19 protein-coding genes and 1 riboswitch are annotated in these 16,260 nt (G+C 43.2%); of the genes, 7 read left to right on the plus strand and 12 right to left on the minus strand.

All coding sequences use genetic code 11. The annotated features are described in order from the left end of the window. Window positions 1-61: 61 nt before the first annotated feature. The 5 genes from MHB62_RS12060 to MHB62_RS12080 all read right to left on the minus strand — a co-directional run bounded on the left by MHB62_RS12060 (window position 62) and on the right by MHB62_RS12080 (window position 3,199). A complete protein-coding gene (locus MHB62_RS12060) occupies window positions 62-343 on the minus strand; it encodes a YqhV family protein (RefSeq protein WP_004398639.1) in 282 nt (93 codons plus the stop codon). 146 nt (window positions 344-489) lie between these two features. Then, window positions 490-1,047: an elongation factor P gene (gene efp / locus MHB62_RS12065; protein ID WP_003226377.1), complete on the minus strand. Its 558-nt coding sequence runs from the start codon at window positions 1,045-1,047 to the stop codon at window positions 490-492. Between the two features lie 24 nt (window positions 1,048-1,071). Beyond that, window positions 1,072-2,133: an aminopeptidase PapA gene (gene papA, locus MHB62_RS12070; RefSeq protein WP_032722105.1), complete on the minus strand. Its 1,062-nt coding sequence runs from the start codon at window positions 2,131-2,133 to the stop codon at window positions 1,072-1,074. Further along, on the minus strand, window positions 2,130-2,576 hold the full coding sequence (gene aroQ / locus MHB62_RS12075; RefSeq protein ID WP_003230223.1) for a type II 3-dehydroquinate dehydratase: 447 nt from the start codon (window positions 2,574-2,576) through the stop codon (window positions 2,130-2,132). Before aroQ ends, papA begins: the two co-directional genes overlap by 4 nt. Window positions 2,577-2,662: 86 nt before the next feature. Further along, window positions 2,663-3,199 carry a YqhR family membrane protein gene (locus MHB62_RS12080; protein WP_003230222.1) on the minus strand — a complete coding sequence of 179 codons (537 nt, stop codon included), beginning with the start codon at window positions 3,197-3,199 and terminating at the stop codon, window positions 2,663-2,665. Window positions 3,200-3,425: 226 nt separating this feature from the next. Between MHB62_RS12080 and MHB62_RS12085 the strand changes: the two genes are divergently transcribed. Further along, window positions 3,426-4,382: a DUF1385 domain-containing protein gene (locus MHB62_RS12085; RefSeq protein ID WP_015384077.1), complete on the plus strand. Its 957-nt coding sequence runs from the start codon at window positions 3,426-3,428 to the stop codon at window positions 4,380-4,382. A 39-nt stretch (window positions 4,383-4,421) separates the two neighbouring features. After that, the gene (locus MHB62_RS12090; RefSeq protein WP_003226367.1) at window positions 4,422-4,817 is read left to right on the plus strand and encodes an SA1362 family protein; all 396 of its coding nucleotides are present in this window, start codon (window positions 4,422-4,424) and stop codon (window positions 4,815-4,817) included. On the opposite strand, the gene MHB62_RS12095 is transcribed toward MHB62_RS12090, so the two are convergent. The 3 genes from MHB62_RS12095 to lipM all read right to left on the minus strand — a co-directional run bounded on the left by MHB62_RS12095 (window position 4,814) and on the right by lipM (window position 7,179). Beyond that, entirely contained in the window at window positions 4,814-5,689 is an 876-nt protein-coding gene (locus MHB62_RS12095) for a patatin-like phospholipase family protein (RefSeq protein ID WP_015251724.1), read from the minus strand. The two genes, MHB62_RS12090 and MHB62_RS12095, sit on opposite strands and share 4 nt — an antisense overlap. A 125-nt stretch (window positions 5,690-5,814) precedes the next feature. After that, on the minus strand, window positions 5,815-6,243 hold the full coding sequence (gene mntR, locus MHB62_RS12100; RefSeq protein ID WP_003236923.1) for a transcriptional regulator MntR: 429 nt from the start codon (window positions 6,241-6,243) through the stop codon (window positions 5,815-5,817). A 99-nt stretch (window positions 6,244-6,342) separates the two neighbouring features. Beyond that, the gene (lipM, locus tag MHB62_RS12105) at window positions 6,343-7,179 is read right to left on the minus strand and encodes an octanoyltransferase LipM (protein ID WP_014664579.1); all 837 of its coding nucleotides are present in this window, start codon (window positions 7,177-7,179) and stop codon (window positions 6,343-6,345) included. A 190-nt stretch (window positions 7,180-7,369) separates the two neighbouring features. Between lipM and MHB62_RS12110 the strand changes: the two genes are divergently transcribed. Further along, a complete protein-coding gene (locus tag MHB62_RS12110) occupies window positions 7,370-7,750 on the plus strand; it encodes a rhodanese-like domain-containing protein (protein ID WP_004398485.1) in 381 nt (126 codons plus the stop codon). Window positions 7,751-7,784: 34 nt separating this feature from the next. On the opposite strand, the gene gcvPB is transcribed toward MHB62_RS12110, so the two are convergent. From gcvPB to gcvT, 3 genes are read right to left on the minus strand one after another with little or no spacing between them, the layout of a single operon-like run. Further along, a complete protein-coding gene (gene gcvPB, locus MHB62_RS12115; RefSeq protein WP_032722113.1) occupies window positions 7,785-9,251 on the minus strand; it encodes an aminomethyl-transferring glycine dehydrogenase subunit GcvPB in 1,467 nt (488 codons plus the stop codon). Beyond that, on the minus strand, window positions 9,244-10,590 hold the full coding sequence (gcvPA, locus tag MHB62_RS12120) for an aminomethyl-transferring glycine dehydrogenase subunit GcvPA (RefSeq protein ID WP_032722115.1): 1,347 nt from the start codon (window positions 10,588-10,590) through the stop codon (window positions 9,244-9,246). Before gcvPA ends, gcvPB begins: the two co-directional genes overlap by 8 nt. Window positions 10,591-10,619: 29 nt before the next feature. Then, a complete protein-coding gene (gene gcvT, locus MHB62_RS12125; protein ID WP_004398598.1) occupies window positions 10,620-11,708 on the minus strand; it encodes a glycine cleavage system aminomethyltransferase GcvT in 1,089 nt (362 codons plus the stop codon). Between the two features lie 171 nt (window positions 11,709-11,879). Continuing rightward, window positions 11,880-11,981: riboswitch (glycine riboswitch) on the minus strand. A gap of 168 nt (window positions 11,982-12,149) precedes the next feature. Between gcvT and MHB62_RS12130 the strand changes: the two genes are divergently transcribed. The 4 genes from MHB62_RS12130 to sinR all read left to right on the plus strand — a co-directional run bounded on the left by MHB62_RS12130 (window position 12,150) and on the right by sinR (window position 15,363). Further along, window positions 12,150-13,823 (plus strand): DEAD/DEAH box helicase, encoded by a 1,674-nt coding sequence (locus MHB62_RS12130; RefSeq protein ID WP_029726726.1) that lies wholly within the window; start codon window positions 12,150-12,152, stop codon window positions 13,821-13,823. A 20-nt stretch (window positions 13,824-13,843) separates the two neighbouring features. Continuing rightward, a complete protein-coding gene (locus MHB62_RS12135; protein ID WP_015714249.1) occupies window positions 13,844-14,638 on the plus strand; it encodes a YqhG family protein in 795 nt (264 codons plus the stop codon). A 182-nt stretch (window positions 14,639-14,820) separates the two neighbouring features. Further along, complete coding sequence (gene sinI / locus MHB62_RS12140; protein ID WP_003230187.1) at window positions 14,821-14,994, plus strand: anti-repressor SinI; 174 nt, start codon at window positions 14,821-14,823, stop codon at window positions 14,992-14,994. Window positions 14,995-15,027: 33 nt separating this feature from the next. Continuing rightward, the gene (sinR, locus tag MHB62_RS12145) at window positions 15,028-15,363 is read left to right on the plus strand and encodes a transcriptional regulator SinR (protein WP_003226345.1); all 336 of its coding nucleotides are present in this window, start codon (window positions 15,028-15,030) and stop codon (window positions 15,361-15,363) included. Between the two features lie 92 nt (window positions 15,364-15,455). Here sinR and tasA read toward each other — a convergent pair whose 3' ends face one another. Beyond that, complete coding sequence (gene tasA / locus MHB62_RS12150; RefSeq protein WP_014664586.1) at window positions 15,456-16,241, minus strand: biofilm matrix protein TasA; 786 nt, start codon at window positions 16,239-16,241, stop codon at window positions 15,456-15,458. Between the last annotated feature and the right edge of the window lie 19 nt (window positions 16,242-16,260).

The following is a 16,260-nucleotide window of genomic DNA, read 5'->3' on the forward strand; positions in this document are numbered from 1 at the left end:
TTCTACCGATTGGCTTCTTTAAAATGTATGATGTGAGGCAGACTTTATGACAAGCCTCTCTTTATTTATGAACACCCGCCAAAATCAAAACAACACCCGTAAAAATCAGAATCAGCTTTGCATACGAAAGCTGCCCGGCAATTTGGTAGATTCCGACAGTCATCGTAATGATAAAAATCAACGGACCGACAATAGCGAGAATGCTGTTAACCACAACCGCCTTCCGGACATCGTTGGTCACAAGCATGACAATTGCTGCCGTCAGCTCAATCATAGAGGATAAAACTCGTAATCCCGCCATTGTTAAAACAGTAGAATTGATATTTCCAAGTAAAAATTTCATAGCACTCTCCCAACCTCCCATTTTTTTATATGATATGCTCTAGCTTGCTGAAGTAGTCTTGTCATTTTCGTATAAAAGAAAGATTCTGTTTTTGGGCACAAAAAAAAAGCCTGCTCCCATTTGGGAACAGACTTCTTTTTTTCTTTCTATGCTCTTGAAACGTAAGAACCGTCTGATGTATTGACAACAAGTGTGTCGCCTTCATTCACAAAGAACGGCACGTTTACAACAAGCCCGGTTTCAGTTTTCGCAGGTTTTGTACCGCCTGACGCTGTATCACCTTTAATACCAGGTTCAGTTTCAACAACTTTCAGCTCAACTGTGTTTGGAAGTTCGATACCAAGTGTTTCATCCTGGTACATCATGATATGCACAGACATGTTTTCTAGCAGGTATTTTAATTCTTCTTCGATTTGAGTTGCGCTCAGTTCAAGCTGCTCATAAGAAGAAGTATCCATAAATACGTGCTGATCTCCGTTTGCATATAGATATTGCATTGTTTTGGTTTCGATTTGCGCTTTCGCTACTTTTTCACCAGCGCGGAATGTTTTTTCCTGAATGGCGCCAGTGCGAAGGTTGCGGAGTTTAGAGCGGACAAATGCCGCACCTTTTCCAGGTTTTACGTGCTGGAAGTCAACGACGCGCCAAATGCCGCCATCTACTTCAATTGTTAATCCTGTACGGAAATCGTTAACTGAAATCATGTTTAATGTCCTCCTATATTCCAATCACAAAATAATAAGTTCTTTTGGGGAATGGGTGATTGTCCGGTTGCCGTTTTCTGTAATCACGATGTCATCTTCAATGCGGACACCGCCTGTTTCTGGTATGTAAATGCCCGGCTCCACTGTGACCACCATACCCGGTTCAAGGATAGCTGAAGATCTGACGGATAATCCCGGCGATTCATGAACTTCCATGCCGAGCCCGTGCCCGGTTGAATGGCCGAAATAGTCACCGTAGCCTTTTGCAGCAATATGATCCCTTGTGAGGGCGTCAGCCTCTTTTCCTGTCATTCCCGGCTTAATATGTGCGACGCCAAGCGCCTGAGCATCAAATACAACCTGATAGATCTCCTTCAATTGATCACTGGGCTGACCTACAGCGACCGTCCGGGTAATATCAGAACAATATCCTTTATAATAAGCGCCAAAATCAAGCGTAACAAGGTCTCCGCTTTCAATCAGTTTGTCACTGGCCACACCGTGCGGAAGGCTTGAACGAAGGCCTGAGGCGACAATCATATCAAAAGAAGAGCTGTCTGCTCCCTGGCTTCTCATATAAAACTCCAGCTCATTGGCAACAGCGATTTCAGAAATGCCGGGTTTCATAAACGTCAAGATATGTCTGAAGGCATCATCTGCAATCTTCGCAGCTTCCTCTAATATCTTAATCTCTTCACTAGACTTAATCAAGCGCAACTTTTCCACAGATTCAGCCACAGGCACTAATTCGGCATCACTGATAACGGCGCTGTATGAAGCGTAAGTGCCATATGTCATGCTGTTCTGTTCAAAGCCGAGACGCTTGATGCCAAACGATTCAACAGTGTCGGCAGTGGTCTGAATCAAGCTGCCGACATGTTCAATGATCTCAAAACCCTTTACCTGAACCTTCGCCTGCTCAGTATAACGAAAATCCGTAATAAACGCTGCTTTGTCACCCGATATAACAGCCAAACCCGCCGAACCTGTAAACCCTGTCATATAGCGTACATTCGTGTTGCTTGTAATCAGCATGCCGTCAATTCCCAGCTGTCCAAACAGGTTTCTTAATTTCTCTAGCTTCATCTTGATTCTCCCCCTTGCTGGCTTAATAAGTAGCGAACAGCAAGCTTGTAGCCTTCAGCTCCAAGACCGACAATCTGCCCTTTCGCAACAGGAGCGATAACCGACTGATGCCTGAATTCTTCCCTGGCGTATAAGTTTGATAAATGCACCTCTACCACAGGAAGACTGATGCTTGAAACAGCATCCCTGATCGCATAGCTGTAATGACTCAGGGCGCCGGGGTTCAGAACAATCCCGCTGTATTGCTCCTCAGCCTCATGTATCGCATCTATCAAATCACCTTCGTGATTAGACTGGAAGAAAGTGAGCTGGATATGTAAGGCTTCAGCAAACTGAAAAAGATCTGTTTCAATATCGGTCAGTGTCTGGCGGCCGAATACTTCAGGCTCACGACTCCCAAGCCGGTTAACATTCGGTCCGTTCAAAATCAAAAAATGAGGCACATAATCTCTCCTTTTTGCGAGGGTTTCTCATGTAAAAAATGTTCACTTCTCGTGAACATTTTATCATACTGGAAAAGGATTATACACTATTCTCTATGCATTCCCAGCGCACGTGCAAGCTTTTCCGAATTCAGCTCATTGTATTCAAATGAAATAGAATACCCGACAAACAGCCCGTAAAGCAAATAAATGCAAATGGTCGTAATAATTGTATCTGATGTCAGTTCGGTCACCGTGCGCACATCTGGAAAAATCGGATTAAAAACAAAAAACACGAGCAGCCAAAGCACCAAGCCGTATAAAATACCCGGCCACATTGTTTTTAAACGTTTCAATAGAAGAAAATAAAGAAATGCTGCGCCAATTGAAATTACTCCAATCAAAATGATGCTGATTACCGTTCCCAGCCCATGTTTTTTCCACTCTCCGAGCACAAACGGCTGCAATATCATATTCGGGCTAATTTCGGAAAAATGAAACAAATATGCGATATAAGCAACGAAACTCCAAAGTACGCCTCCGCAAAAACCTGTTGCCGCCACCCTGCCGGCCATTGAAACAGGCGGCTTTTGCTTCTCATTCAATTCTTCATTTTGTTCTGTATCTTTTTCGCTTGTCATCATGGCACCTCCAGTTAAAGTGTGCCCAAAAAAAGAAATGTCAATAAAAAAGCTCACACTTTTTGACAGCTGCGAGTAAAATTTGAAAATAACGGGTATAATGCATGTAGAAAAAGCAAGGCTATGGCAATTTTTTCAGCCTGTCAATCTAGAGGTTTAGCGCTGTTTCCTGTACAATAGAGTGAAAGGAAATGGTTAGCAATCCTAAAGAAATAGGCAGGTTGATAATATGTCAAAACATAAAGTTCCGCCCGCTTACGGCGGGCAGGCTGTTGTGGAAGGCGTTATGTTTGGCGGAAAGCATCATTACGTTACAGCCATCAGAAGAACGGATGGAAGCATTGACTTTTTTAAGCTTCCACGCAAACACAACCCGAAACTGAACATCGTGAAAAAGATCCCGTTTTTACGGGGGATCGCGGCCATTATCGAAGCGAGTGCAAACGGCACAAAGCATTTGAATTTTTCAAGCGAACGTTACGGGCTCGATCCATCTGAAGACGAGACACTTGAGCAGGAAGAAAAAAAATCCTCCGGGCTGTCTATGTATCTCAGCCTCGCAGTTATAGGCGTCCTATCATTTTTGTTCAGTAAATTCGTATTTACATTGGTTCCAGTTTTCTTAGCTGAATTGACAAGGCCGATTTTTTCCTCGGACACGGCGCAAATCGCGGTTGAAAGCCTGTTTAAGTTGATTTTGCTGCTCGGTTACATCTATTTTTTGTCCATGACACCGCTTATTAAAAGAGTGTTTCAATATCATGGAGCCGAACATAAAGTCATAAACTGTTATGAACAGAATTTGCCAATTACTGTGGAGAACGTCCAAAACCAATCTCGGCTTCATTACCGCTGCGGATCAAGCTTTATTTTATTTACGATTATTGTCGGCATGTTTGTTTATTTACTCGTTCCGACAGATCCGCTTTGGCTGCGTGTTATAGATCGTGTCGCACTGATACCGGTCGTGCTTGGTATATCCTTTGAAGTTCTGCAGCTGACCAACAAAGTGCGTGACATTCCCGGTCTGAAATTACTTGGGTACCCGGGACTGTGGCTTCAGCTGTTAACCACAAAGGAACCTAAGGATGAACAGGTTGAAGTTGCCATCGAAAGCTTTAACGAACTTCTCAGACTCGAAGCATTGTCTGAGCAAAATCAGAAGCCTTCTCACAACGTCATCTAAAATCCGTTGCCCTGCTATTACTTTCGGAGGTGGACAGTTATGAATCATCGTGTACAACCTATTATTGCTGTATTAATTGCGCTGGGAGCGTTCGGTTTCCTCTATGTGCTGGTAACCAATCCCGGAGAAATGGCAAAAATGGCGGTAACCGTCATCGTGGCAGGTATCATTATTTATTTTATTGTGAAATATGTAATGAATCGAAATGCGGGCAGCGAGGGAGCAGCCTTCAAAAAAGCGGCGAAACAATCGCGGCGCCGGATGAAAGAACAAAAAGCAAAACACCGCGCCGGACATAAGGGACGTGTCAGCCACCTGCGAAGCGTTCCGAGCGCCAGCAAGCCTAAGCCGATGATTCTCAAGAAAAAAAGCCAGACTCAGCTGACTGTTATAGAAGGGAAAAAAAATAAAAAGAAAAACAGGGCGCTTTTTTAATAGGTCCACTGCTTTAAAAACAGCTCTGTCCGTCTTTTACCTAGCTCAATCAGGGCTAGTTTTTTTTGTTGTGTTAAATGAAAATCAGTTGCCATTACGCCATCAACCGGGAGAAAAATGATATTTTGTTCATAGCGTGATGCAATGTGCCTTGCGTCATGGGCATCCTTCATCGTTTCAAACAGGGCGCCGAACAGTTCAAAAGCGTTGCGGATATTTTTTTTCGGACGCTCTCTTTCACGCGGCGCAAGCGTGACACCGATCACAGGGCGCTTTCTTTCCTTTGAAAACAGCCAGATGGGGAAATTGCTTAACACACCTCCGTCGACAACCGTGGCGGTGCCTGTGTCCGTTTTTAATTTTATCGGTTCAAAAAAATACGGAATGCTGCAGCTCATTCTGACCGCTCTGGCAACCGGGAACATATCGGGATTTAACCCGTAACGGGCCAAATCGTCCGGCAAAACAATCATGGTGCCGTTTGTCAGATCAGAAGCAATAAGGCGCAGAGACCCTTTCTGTAAATCGCCGAAAACCCTTATGCCTTTCGCTCTTAACAGATCAGCAATCCATTTTTCTATCGTATCGCCTTTGTATAATCCAAGACGCCAGTAGATGGACACCCACTGGAGCATTTTTAAGGGGAGAAAAGAGTACCTTTGATCCAGCAATTTCTCTCCGTCCACTTCTTCAATTAAAGCGTGGATTTCCTTACTGGTGTAACCTGACGCAATGAAAGCGGCAATAATGGCGCCCGCGCTTGTACCCGCAACCCTTTTAAAGCGGAAGCCTTTTTCCTCAAGCGCTTCATAAGCGCCTGCAAGCGCAATGCCTTTTACTCCTCCGCCGGAAAACACACCGTCAATATACATCTCATTCCCTCCCCCTCCATCCGATCGTTTATTACCATTTTAAGAAAACACGCGCAGAAATAGACCAACTAATGACGGGTGGCGTCAGCGTATCAAAAAAGACGGCCTCCTTCGAGACCGCCTTTTTACTGATTATGATGTTCTGTTTTCTTTTGGATTGATTTCAGATCTTTTTTACGGGCATCATCTTCTTCAAAATATTGAACAAGATCCCCGATGCGATCAATACTGTTCCAGCTTAAATGATGTTCGATTCCTTCGACATCGTTATATATTTTCTCTTCATCAACACCAATGATTCTTAAAAACTGCTCAAGCAATTCATGTCTGTATACCAGCCGTTTGCCTATTTTTTTCCCTTTAGACGTTAACACGAGACCGCGATATTTTTCATAAATTAAATATTCGTCTTTATCTAGTTTTTGAACCATTTTTGTTACAGAGGAGGGATGGACTGCCAATGCTTCCGCGATATCGGAAACTCGTGCATATCCTTTTTCTTCAATCAGCATATAAATCTGTTCAATATAATCTTCCATACTTGGTGTTGTCATCGAAACCCTCCCAAAAAGCACCTTAACTTTATAAACCATTACAAGTTTACACTAATGAACTTGAAAAAACAAGGATGCTCCGCGGGTCAAAAGCCCTGTTTACCGCTTATAATTCCATTCATCTGAAGCGTACTTTGTTTCAGCCAAGTGATGAACAAAATCAAGCTCTTCCTGAGAAAGTTCATATGGCTCCAAATGAATGTTAAGACCTGTTTCAAATCCTTCTTTAAAGGCTTTACGAGCCTCATCCATCGTCACCCGCTTTTCAGTGAGTTCATTAATGGCAACCGCTTTATTTTTGAAATTGCGCTGCATCCGTTCTCTTACTCTTTCACTCGGATATAAGAACAGATCGAACAGCTTATCCTCATCCAAATCAAGCAGAATGGAGCCATGCTGAAGAATCACGCCTTTTTGTCTCGTTTGCGCGCTTCCCGCCACCTTGCGCCCCTCAACCACTAGTTCATACCACGAAGGCGCGTCAAAACAAACAGATGACCGCGGATTTTTTAAGCTTTCTTTTTCTTTTTCAGTTCTCGGGATGGCAAAGTAAGCGTCCAGACCGAGATTTCTAAAGCCTTGAAGTATGCCTTCTGAAATAACCCGGTAAGCCTCAGTAACAGTTGCCGGCATCTCGGGGTGCTCTTCCGAAACAATTACGCTGTATGTCAGTTCCTGATCGTGCAGCACACCTCTCCCGCCGGTCGGGCGTCTGACGAATCCGAGATTATATTTATGTACTGCTTCAAAATTGATTTCCTTTTTAATATTTTGAAAATACCCTACAGAAAGTGTCGCCGGATTCCAGCCGTAAAAACGGATAACCGGGGGGATTTTCTTTTCGCTGTGCCAATATAAAAGCGCTTCATCAAGCGCCATATTGAATGCAGGACTTGCATTGCCTGAGTCTATAAACCGCCAAGTTTCTTTTTGCATTTTAAGACCTTCCTTACCGTTTTAATAGAATCAGTTTATCAAACTGTCGGGAAAATGAAAAATATTTTAGTTCCATTATAGATGACAATCACGCTGTGCTTTACTATAATAGTATTTGTCGAAAACGGCTCTATGACCTTGTTTTATGAAGCAGGGTTTTGATTTTATATGCTAAAGGAGTAGAATCACATTGTCTAATATGATCGTTTTGATTATTTTTGCTGCATTTATCATCTATATGATTGCTTCATATGTCTATCAGCAGCGAATTATGAAAACACTTACCGAAGAAGAATTCCGCGCGGGTTACCGCAAAGCGCAGCTTATTGATGTTCGTGAGCCAAATGAGTTTGAGGGCGGACATATTTTAGGCGCCCGCAACATCCCGCTTTCCCAGCTGAAACAGAGAAAAAATGAGATCCGTACGGACAAGCCTGTTTACCTGTACTGCCAAAACAGTGTCCGCAGCGGACGCGCGGCACAAACCCTGCGCAAAAACGGCTGCACTGAGATTTACAACCTAAAAGGCGGCTTTAAAAAATGGGGCGGAAAGATTAAAGCGAAGAAATAAAGCAAACAGCTGTCTGGTAGACAGCTGTTTTTATTTATCTTTCTACCGCCTCGTATCTGAGCACCGGGTGTCTCGCCGCTTTTGTTTCATCCATTCTTTTTACAATCGTTGTATGCGGGGCCTCCTGAACAAGTTCCGGATTCTCCTCCGCTTCTTTTGCGATTTGAATCATAGCATCAATAAACGCGTCCAGTGTTTCCTTTGATTCGGTCTCTGTCGGCTCGATCATGATGCATTCTTCAACATTAAGCGGGAAATAAATCGTCGGCGGATGATAGCCGAAATCAAGCAGCCGTTTTGCAATATCAAGCGTACGCACTCCCAGCTTTTTCTGCCGCTTCCCTGATAATACAAATTCATGCTTGCAATGGCGGTCAAACGGAAGATCGTAATAAGGCGCGAGTTTTCTCATCATATAATTGGCGTTTAACACTGCGTTCTCAGTAACAGCCTTTAATCCGTCAGGCCCCATGGAGCGAATATACGTATACGCTCTCACATTAATGCCAAAGTTGCCGTAATACGGCTTCACACGGCCGATCGCATGAGGGCGGTCATAATCAAACGTAAAGCGCCCTTCTTTTTTGACTAAAACTGGCTTTGGCAAATAAGGAATCAGATCTTGTTTTACGCCGACAGGGCCTGAGCCCGGGCCTCCGCCGCCATGAGGGCCTGTGAATGTTTTATGCAGGTTGAGGTGCACCACGTCAAATCCCATATCACCAGGTCTCGCCTTGCTTAAAACGGCATTTAAATTAGCGCCGTCATAATACAGTTTCCCCCCCGCTTGGTGTACAATTTCCGCCATCTCTGTAATCTGCTCCTCAAACAAGCCGAGCGTGTTCGGATTCGTCAGCATAAGCGCTGCAGTTTCTTCATTCACTGCTCTTTTTAAATCCTCTAAATCAACAAGCCCTTTTTCATTCGATTTCACCGTAACGGTTTCAAAGCCTGCTACTGTCGCTGATGCAGGATTCGTCCCATGCGCGGAATCAGGGACAATGACCTTCGTCCGCTTGAAATCCCCGCGAGCTTCATGATAGGCACGGATCATCATCAGCCCCGTCCATTCGCCGTGCGCTCCGGCAGCAGGCTGAAGCGTAACCTCATCCATTCCCGTTATTTCTTCAAGGTGCTTGCTTAAATCATATAAAAGCTCTAATGCGCCTTGCACCGTGTCTTCATCCTGAAGGGGATGAATCGCAGCAAAACCAGGTATACGCGCGATTTTTTCATTGATTTTCGGATTGTATTTCATCGTGCAAGAACCGAGAGGATAAAAACCGGAATCCACCCCGTGATTGCGTTTGGACAGCGCTGTATAATGGCGCATGATGTCCAGCTCTGAAACCTCCGGCAGCGCTGCGTCTTCGTCACGAATATAGGTGTCTGACAAGAGGTCCTCCAATTCGATTTCCGGTACATCGAGCTCCGGCAGACTGTAGCCGATTCGGCCTTCTCTTGAAAGTTCAAAAATAAGTGCCTGGTCCTGATTACTCATGGCGATCCCCCAATTCCTGAATGAGTGCGTCAATTTCTTCTTTTGTTCTCAGCTCCGTTACAGCAATCAGCATATGGCAGTCCAGCTCCGGATACGTCAACCCAAGATCATATCCGCCAATCATGCCTTTTGCCAGCAAACGCTTGTTCACAGCTCTCACCGGCTCATCCAGTTTGATGACAAATTCATTAAACATCGGCCCATCAAACATAACGGTAAGGCCTGCTTTTTTTGCTTCTTGCTTTGCATAGTTGGCTTTTAAGAGATTTTGGCGGGCTATATCTTTTACGCCGTTTTTTCCGAGAGCAGTCATGGCCACTGATGCTGCCAGCGCATTTAAAGCTTGGTTCGAGCATATATTTGATGTTGCTTTATCCCGGCGGATATGCTGCTCCCTGGCTTGCAGGGTAAGCACAAAGCCTCTTTTTCCGTTTTCGTCTTCCGTTTGTCCGACGAGACGGCCCGGCACCTTTCTCATTAATTTTTTAGTAACGGCAAAAAAGCCGCAATGCGGGCCGCCGTATGCTGAAGGAATGCCGAAAGGCTGCGCATCACCGACGACGATATCAGACTGAAACTTGCCCGGCGGAGTGAGAAGACCTAGCGCCAGCGGGTTAGCTGAAACAATAAACATGGATTTCCCTTGATGAGCGATAGGCTCAATATCCTTTAGCGGCTCGATCCTGCCGAAAAAATTCGGGTACTGAACGATCACTGCGGCTGTGTTCTCGCAAACGGTTTGGCGCAATGCATCAAGATCCGTAACGCCATCCGCAGCGGGTACTTCAACAACATCAATATACTGACCTTTTGCGTACGTTTTCAGCACCTCTCGCGATTCAGGATGCACGGTTTTTGACACAACAATTTTTTTCTTTTTCGTGTGGCCTGAAGCAAGCATTGCTGCTTCTGCCAAGGCTGTTCCGCCGTCATACATCGAGGAGTTGGCGATATCCATGCCTGTCAGTTCACAGATCATCGTTTGGAATTCAAAAATAGCCTGGAGCTCTCCTTGTGAAATCTCTGGCTGATAAGGCGTATATGCGGTATAAAACTCAGAGCGCGAAATGACATGATCCACAATGACAGGCTGATAGTGGTCATATACACCCGCTCCTAAGAAAGAAGCGTATTGTACGGTATCACAATTTTTAGAGGCCAGCTTTGTCAGTTCTCTTGTTAATTCTGTCTCTGATTTCGCTTTTTTGATTTGATACTCTTTTTTATATTTGACGTTTTCCGGTATATCAGCAAATAAATCATCGATGCTGCTTACGCCGATAGTAGCAAGCATCTCCTGTTTATCCTTTTCTGTTGCGGGCAAATAACGGTGCTTCATGTGTTGTCTCCTCTCTCCAAGAAAAAATATTAGCGTTTATAAAATGGTGTTTTGACAACCTTTGCTTTCACTAATTTTTTGCGAATCTCTACATCTACAACAGTCCCGATCTCACTCGTTTCCGAATCAATTAAGGCAAGACCGACGTTTTTCCCTAATGTCGGTGACTGCGTGCCGGTTGTCACCTTTCCGACAGACTTGCCATTTTGGAAAACCTCATATCCGTGCCGCGGTATCCCTTTTTCAATCATTTCGAGACCGACAAGTTTGCGCTTCGCTCCGTTTTCTTTTTGTTCACTCAATACTGACTTACCGAAAAAGTCAGACTCCTTTTTGTGCTTTACAGCAAAGCCTATACCTGCTTCAATCGGTGTAATATCCCGGGTCAGCTCCTGACCGTAGAGCGGGAGCTTCGCTTCAAACCGGAGTGTATCACGTGCACCGAGACCGCATGGAATCAATCCGTATGCATCCCCTGCATCGATGATTTTTTTCCAAATATGCATAGCATCATCACTGCGGCAGTAAATTTCATACCCGTCTTCTCCCGTATAGCCAGTGCGTGAAATAAGTGCTTTGCGGCCGCTGATATCGGCTTCATCAATAAACGCAAACGGCTTTAATGCAGACACATCCGCATCTGTCAGATTTTTTAAGATCGCTTCTGCTTTCGGTCCCTGTACAGCCAAGAGCGCGATTTGATCTGACTGATTGTCAATCTGCACATCACCTGCTGCATGTTCTTTCATCCAAGCCAAGTCTTTATCTATATTAGAAGCATTAATGACAAGCAGATAGCGGTTCTCTCCTTTTTGATAGATAAGCAAATCATCGACGGTTCCGCCATCCGGGTAACACATCGCTGTATATTGAGCACGGCCTGGCGTTAACGCGGAAACATCATTTGTCATCAATCTTTGCAAAAAAGACAGACTGTCGTTCCCTGACACTTCGACTTCTCCCATATGAGATACATCAAACAAACCGGCTGCAGTTCGGACAGCCTCGTGTTCTTTTTTTATAGAAGAAAATTGAACAGGAAGCTCCCAGCCTCCGAAATCAATCGTTTTTCCTCCATATTCCTTATACAGGTCAAATAACGGCGTTCTTTTCAGCATCTAATTCCTCCCCTTTATCAACGGCGCAGCTAAAAAACATACAAAAAAGGACAGAGAAACACCTCATGTAAAATGAAGGTTCTCTGTCCTGGCACCTGAAAGTTTACTTTGCATACGCAAAGACGTCCCCTTTGGTGGTTTGCGCATCCGCACAAACACTCTCCAGAGTTGCGTCGAGCAAGAGTTCTTTTGCCTGAGAGATTCACTCCGCAGTTTGCTCCTTCGGCGCCTGTATCCCGAGGTTTTCGGTCAGGTCTCTCCCCTTGCTGTCATTCGCTCATATTTTCATGCTGTTATGGACATACTATAGCAATATCTTACATCAAATACATACTCATATCCTACCATCATCACTATATGCTGGGCAACAGCAATTTGGGCAGATTTTTCTTATATTGTTCATCTTAAGAATCGAAGAATTAGAAAGGCGGTTTCAAAGCAATGAATACAGAAATGATCTACGATGCAAAATGGCCTGAAGAATTTGCTGAAAGACTGAAAAACGATGGCCCTTGGGCAAACTGGGAACTGTACAAGCTCTCTGCAGAAATCCAGAAAACATTAGCAATTCCAGATTTTGAAGGCTTACGGGCTCCTTTATATCTGCCTTCCTTTACGCCGCTCCCCCACCAGCTTGAAGTGGCGCAAAAAGTGGTTGAAAAAATGAACGGGAAAGCGATTTTAGCAGATGAGGTTGGTCTCGGGAAAACGGTGGAAGCCGGTTTAATTTTAAAAGAATATATGATTCGCGGATTAGCAAAAAAAATTTTGATCCTTGTGCCCGCTTCCCTTGTGTCACAGTGGGTCAAAGAGCTTCAGGAAAAATTTTTGATTCCGGCTGTTGAACAAAAGAAAAGCTATGTGTGGGAGCAATGCGATATTGTCGTCTCATCAATAGACACCGCGAAGCGCTCGCCCCATCGAGAAATCGTTCTGTCTATCCCATATGATCTTGTCATTATTGATGAGGCACACAAACTGAAAAATAGCAAAACGAAGAACTATGAATTTGTCCGGAATCTCGTAAAAAAATATTGCCTGCTTCTTACCGCGACGCCAATCCAGAACCGTATCGAAGAGATTTTCAATTTGGTGTCCTTATTAAAACCCGGCCATTTAGGCAGTCAGAATCACTTTCAGGAGGAGTTCGCCAAGAAGAAATCCAGTTTAGAAGCGCATGAACATTTAAAAGATCTTGTGAATAAAGTCATGATCCGTAACAGGCGGCATGATACAGGGCTGAATTGGAAACAGCGCCATGTTGAAACAGTGCCGATTCAATTTTCTCCATCAGAGCAGGCGCTTTATGATGAAATTTCTCGCTTGAAGGACAGTATCAATAAACCAGCCAGCATGTTCTCGATTATGACCTTGCAAAGAGAATGCTGTTCGAGCAGAGAAGCGGTATATATGACGCTGAAAAAGATGCTTGATCAAAAAGAGAAACAAGCACCTGCCATTGATGAGGATACGATTTCAGTTTTAATAGATCGCATCAATCAAGTGACACAAAACTCTAAAGCGCTTCAAGTCGTTGATTTAATCAAAAAGATTGACGATAAGGTCATCATTTTTACAGAATACCGGGCAACCCAGATTTATTTGCAGTGGTTTCTTCAGCAAAACGGCATCAGTTCTGTGCCGTTTAGAGGCGGATTTAAACGTGGAAAAAAAGACTGGATGAAGGATCTTTTCCGCGGAAAAATCCAAGTCCTTATTGCAACTGAAGCAGGCGGTGAGGGAATTAACCTGCAATTTTGCAATCACATGATCAACTATGACCTGCCATGGAATCCGATGCGACTTGAGCAAAGAATCGGAAGAATTCACAGACTCGGGCAGGAGCGTGACGTGCATATTTATAACATGGCGACAAAACATACGGTGGAAGAGCATATTCTAAAGCTTTTATATGAAAAAATTCATTTGTTTGAAAAAGTGGTCGGTGAACTTGATGATATTTTAACGAAAATTCAAGTGAACAATTTTGAAGAGCATCTGCATGACATTTTGTATCACTCAGCAACAGAAGAAGAAATGAAAATAAAAATGGATAACTTAACCTCATTTTTGTCTTATAAAAAACAGCAGCCTGCTGAAAAAAGAGGATCTTAGCCTGTAAGGAGGTTTTATTAGTGAGACAGCAAGAGGTTCACGATTTTCTGCTGCGTTTTTTTCAAGCAAACAGCTGCCAAATCATCGATCAAGGCTTAGGCTATATGACAGTGCAGCTTACAGTTGAAATGGACAAACAAATCATGAACCGCCCTTTCTACTGGCATTGGCGCGAGAAGACAGGCGGTGATCCGAATCCAATGAAAATCACTTTTATTACAGATAAAGAAAATGCGCCAAAAGACCTAGATGGTGAATTTATATATTTTGGGGCCCCGCGTCTTTTTCAAATATTTAAAGCTGTTAAACAAAATGGGAGATTTACCAGAATGTATGAGAAAATTGAATCAGCCGGAGCTAAAGTCCCACTTCAGCCTTGGCTTGGTATAAATGTCACGATTTCATACCAGTCCGACATGAAAAAGGATAAGTTATTGTCACTAGGTCTTCACCTAGTCTCTGGAACGATAATTGAAGATTTTCAAAGCAAGCTGACCCAGTTTTCACTGACGTCTCAAATATGTGACTATTGCTTCACCATTTCACCTATGATCAAACCAGAAAGCGGACTTAAGCGTATGGAAAACTATATTTCCAAATCCGCTATGCAGGAGCCGTCCGACTGGGCGGAACAGGCGGTTAACAGGTGGAAGAATGATATGACATTGCTTGATAAGTTTTACGAGCATATAGAAGAAAAACCAGAAGAATACCATCTAGAAAAACAGGCGCTGAAAACCTTGTATCAACCAAAGATATCAGTTGAAATTGAAAATGGCGGATTGTTTTATCTGCAAAATAATATTTCAAGCTAACTTTTTTACCATTCGACATCATTCTCGTTTTTTTTGAGAAAATACGATTATAATAAAGGTATATTGGAAAAAAATTCTGGTGATTTAATGGCAAATGACTTCCAGAGACTAATGAAGCATACAATAAGTCATGGCCGGACTGGCTGAAATACATAAACAAGTATTTTAGGAGGAGAAACTGCATGAAGAATGCAAAACAAGAGCACTTTGAATTGGATCAAGAATGGGTTGAATTAATGGTGGAAGCCAAAGAGGCAAATATCAGCCCGGAAGAAATACGAAAATATTTACTTTTAAACAAAAAGTCTGCTCATCCTGGTCCGGCAGCCAGAAGTCATACCGTAAATCCTTTCTGAATGTGCTATAATATCACAAGGAAGGTGATGACATTGATTGGCCAGCGTATTAAACAATACCGTAAAGAAAAAGGCTACTCACTATCAGAACTAGCTGAAAAAGCTGGGGTAGCGAAGTCTTATTTAAGCTCAATAGAACGAAATCTACAAACGAACCCCTCCATTCAATTTCTCGAAAAAGTCTCCGCTGTTCTGGACGTCTCGGTTCATACTTTGCTCGATGAGAAACATGAAACCGAATACGATGGTCAATTAGATAGTGAATGGGAGAAATTGGTTCGCGATGCGATGACATCCGGGGTATCGAAAAAACAATTTCGTGAATTTTTAGATTATCAAAAATGGAGAAAATCACAAAAAGAGGAGTAGTGCCTGAGCAGAGGCACTAACTCCTCTTTTGTCAATAACCATCGAGACGGCCCAGTATATGAATACTGGGCCGTCTCTTTTTATGGCTGTTATTAATTTTTATCCTCGCTGTGCGCTTTTTCATTTTCTTTCACATAACCGTCTTTATCAGTATGGTCCTTTTTGATTGTCAAGCCGTTCCACTGTGTAGCTTCGAACGAGAATTGAAGCTTAATGGAGTTGCCTTGATATTTATTTTGAACCATAAGCCCGTTTTCATCTTTTGTTTTATCATCTTTGAATTGGATTTCCATTTGAACCTGATCGAAGTCAGTTGGTGTTTTTGGAACACCATCATATTCAGGAGCGGTTTTACCGTCAATTGTTGCTACATTGACTTTACCGCTTGCATGTAAGAATTTAGGGTCTATTTGTTTTTTGATTTTTTCAGCAGCCGCTGCATCATTTTTAGCAGACATCAAATACAAGTCTTTAAGGTTCGCATCATCTAAAATAATGTTTTTCGGGTAACCATTGCCGCCCTCTTTTCCAACTGTCAACAATGTCACTTCAAACTGGCTGAGGAAATCTTCTGGAGATGTATTGCTGCCGCCGTTTGCTTTAAAATCTCCATAATTAAGCGCCATTAAAACTTCTTTGATCGCAAGTGATCCGTTATTTTCAAATTGGAAATCCTTTGTCAACTTATCTCCCGGCTTTAGATTTGATAAGTTCACACTCGCTGAATTCTCTTTAGCAGATAAATCAAGCGTACCTGATGCAAAAGTAGCATCCTTTGATTTAATGTCGTTAAATGCTGCCCATGTTCCTCCTCCAACTAAAGCTAATCCTAGTGCTGCAGAAGCAACTCCTAAACTCAATTTCTTTTTCATACCCATGGTAAACTCCCCTTTTATT

This window comes from Bacillus sp. FSL K6-0255, from assembly GCF_045040725.1.
In the GTDB taxonomy this organism is placed as follows: domain Bacteria; phylum Bacillota; class Bacilli; order Bacillales; family Bacillaceae; genus Bacillus; species Bacillus subtilis.